Origin of the sequence: Microbacterium sp., assembly GCF_011620665.1 — a bacterium.
Taxonomy (GTDB): domain Bacteria; phylum Actinomycetota; class Actinomycetes; order Actinomycetales; family Microbacteriaceae; genus Microbacterium.
On sequence record NZ_WOYQ01000046.1, the window covers coordinates 5,023 to 7,587 of the forward strand.

General features: G+C 69.6%; 2 protein-coding genes. Both read right to left on the minus strand.

What is annotated here, in order from left to right; genetic code table 11:
- Nucleotides 1–38 precede the first annotated feature (38 nt).
- Nucleotides 39–1,550 carry a polysaccharide biosynthesis tyrosine autokinase gene (locus QZV81_RS06410; protein WP_292834509.1) on the minus strand — a complete coding sequence of 504 codons (1,512 nt, stop codon included), beginning with the start codon at nt 1,548–1,550 and terminating at the stop codon, nt 39–41.
- A 125-nt stretch (nt 1,551–1,675) separates the two neighbouring features.
- Nucleotides 1,676–2,296 carry a low molecular weight phosphatase family protein gene (locus QZV81_RS06415; protein ID WP_292834511.1) on the minus strand — a complete coding sequence of 207 codons (621 nt, stop codon included), beginning with the start codon at nt 2,294–2,296 and terminating at the stop codon, nt 1,676–1,678.
- Between the last annotated feature and the right edge of the window lie 269 nt (nt 2,297–2,565).

Sequence of the window (2,565 nt, forward strand, 5' to 3'; positions counted from 1 at the left end):
ACTGACTGGTGAGGCTCAGGCGAAGTGACCGGTGAAAGTCAGCGGGTGGCGGGCGACGACGGAGGCAAAGCCGCAGTCGAGGCGGTCGTCCTCCGGGCCGCGCGAGTCTGCGGATTGCCGTCGTGTCCGTTGCCATCATCGCGACCGCTGTGGCCATGGCGTTGACCGCGACCCTCGCTGCCACCGCCGTAGCCGTAGCCGCCGCCATAGCCGTAGCCATAGGCGTAAGCGTACGAATCCGGGCCCCGCGTGGGAACCATCGACAGCACGACACCGGCGATCCTCGCACCCACGGTGTGCAGCGCCTCGACGGCACCGCTCAGCTGATGCCGGCTCGTCCGACCCGCAGCCACCACCACCAGTGCCCCGCTCGTGGCGCGCGCGAGGATGGCAGCATCCGTCACCGGCAACAGCGGTGGAGCATCGCACAGCACGACGTCGAAGTCGCGCTCGAGCACCTGCAGCAGCGTCTGCATCTGCGACGACCCCAGCAACTCGCTCGGGTTGGGCGGAATCTTTCCGGCCGGCAGCACATACATCGACCGGTCGCCCCACGGCAGCATGACGTCGCCGACGCGCGCGCGACCGATCAGCACGTCGGTCAAGCCCGCGCCGCCCTCGATGCCGAGATACTCGGCGATCTGCGGCATGCGCAGATCGGTGTCGAGCAACGCGACCCTCTTGCCGGCGTCGGCCAGCGCGATCGCGAGATTGATCGCCGTCGTCGATTTGCCTTCACCGGCCACCGACGAGGTGATGACGAACGACGAGCGGCCGCCCATGTCGAGAAACTGCAGGTTCGTCCGCAGCGCACGGAACGACTCCGCCCGAGGCGACAGAGGGTCGGCGTGCACGATCAGCGGACGCGCCTTCGCCTTCGAGTCGAAGGCGATCGCGCCGATGATCGGGGCATCGGTCACCGCCTCGACGTCCTGCGGCGTGCGCACGCGCGTGTCGAGCACGGTGCGGAGCACCGCGATGCCGATGCCGAGGGCGAGCCCGATCAGACCGCCGAGGGCGAGGTTCAGCGGACCGTTGGGGCTCGACGGCACCAGTGCCGGCAGGGCGTCTTTCACCGGGGTCAGGCGCACCGGCGACGTGTTGGACCCGTTCGGAGTCTCGATCGACTCCACCGCTTGCGTGAGGCTCGCCGCGAGGGCGTTGGCGACGTCCGAAGCGCGCACGGGGTCGGGGTCTTCGACCGTGATCTCGATGAGCGTCGTGTTCAACGGGTTCGATGCCGTCACCGATCCTGCCAGCTCGGTCGCCGTCGTCTGCAGATCGAGCCGCGCGATCACGGGTTTCATGACGATCGGCGTCGTGACGAGGTTCGTATAGGTGGTCACCCGTGACTGCGTGAAGCTCTGCCCCTGCTGCAGCTCGGAGATCGCTCCGCTGGCCTGCGTCGAGACGAAGACGGTCGCCTGCGCCTGGTAGGTCGGGGTCCGCGTCGCGGTGAACGCGGCCGCGGCACCCACTCCGAGCACCGCCGCGAGCAAGATGATGAGCCAGTTCTTGCGCAGGATCCGGATGTAGTCGGTGAGCTCCATGGGGCCTCTCGCTCGCGGTCTCGTTCGCGGTGCTTCAACAGGGTAGACACCTGAGCTTACTTTCTTACCTGATGACTAGCCGTTACCCCCGCTCGCCGCGTCGCGAGGGGAACGCTGCGACGAGCTCAACGAGGACGGCGTGAGGACGCCGCACGCACGACGCGCTCGACCTCGGCCAATCCCGGCGCCATCTGCTGTGCCGAGAGCAGGTACGTCGCCCAAGGCCGGCGGTACGGATCGATCACGTCGTCGTCTTCGGGTGCGGCCGGCGGGTCGGCTATCCCCCGCCGGGCGGCCACCGCCCGGACGGCCGCCCGCAGGGCGGTGACGGCATCCGCTTCAGAACCGGTGGCCGATGCCGCCGCCCGCAGGCCGTCGTCGGAGAGGTCACCGGCCAGCCGCGCGAACTCACGCACCGTGAACGTCGATCGCATGCGGGCCGGGGCGAGCTCGACCACATGCCGGCGGTGATCGCGCGTCATCGTGAGAATGAGGTCGGGGACCGAGAGGTGCTCCTCGGTGAGATACCGCGACCGGTGGGCGGCGGCATCGGCGCCCGCGACGCCCGCGACGCCCAGCTCGGCGGCCAGTCGCTGCGCCTCGGGGGTCATCGGCGCGCCGGCCAGACCGCGGGTGCCCGCGCTGGTGACCGCGGGATCGAGGTCGGACAGGCGAGTGCGCAGGATCATCGCGGCCAGAGGGGATCGGCAGATGTTGCCCGTGCAGACAGTGAGGATCTGGAACACGGACGAAACCTCTCGACGGTAGCGTGGGGCGCGTGCCGCCTCAGTCTACCGATGTCGGGCTCACCGGCGCCGGCGTGTAAAATCGGCGCCACCCCTGCCGCAACCCGAAGAACGGCGTGCATGAGATCGGTCTCCCCCAGCGACGCCGACGGCGCGACAGACAGCGTCGACGGCGTTTCGCCCACCCTCGAGTCGCCGCCCACCGCGGTTGAACCCCTGTTCGCGGCCCTGTGGGCGCGGCGCATCAGCGAGGCGCAGAGCGCGCAGGC

Bases quoted from the DNA above. Each gene is read 5' to 3' on its own strand.
- QZV81_RS06410 (WP_292834509.1), bottom strand. From the start codon at position 1,550: ATGGAGCTCACCGACTACATCCGGATCCTGCGCAAGAACTGGCTCATC.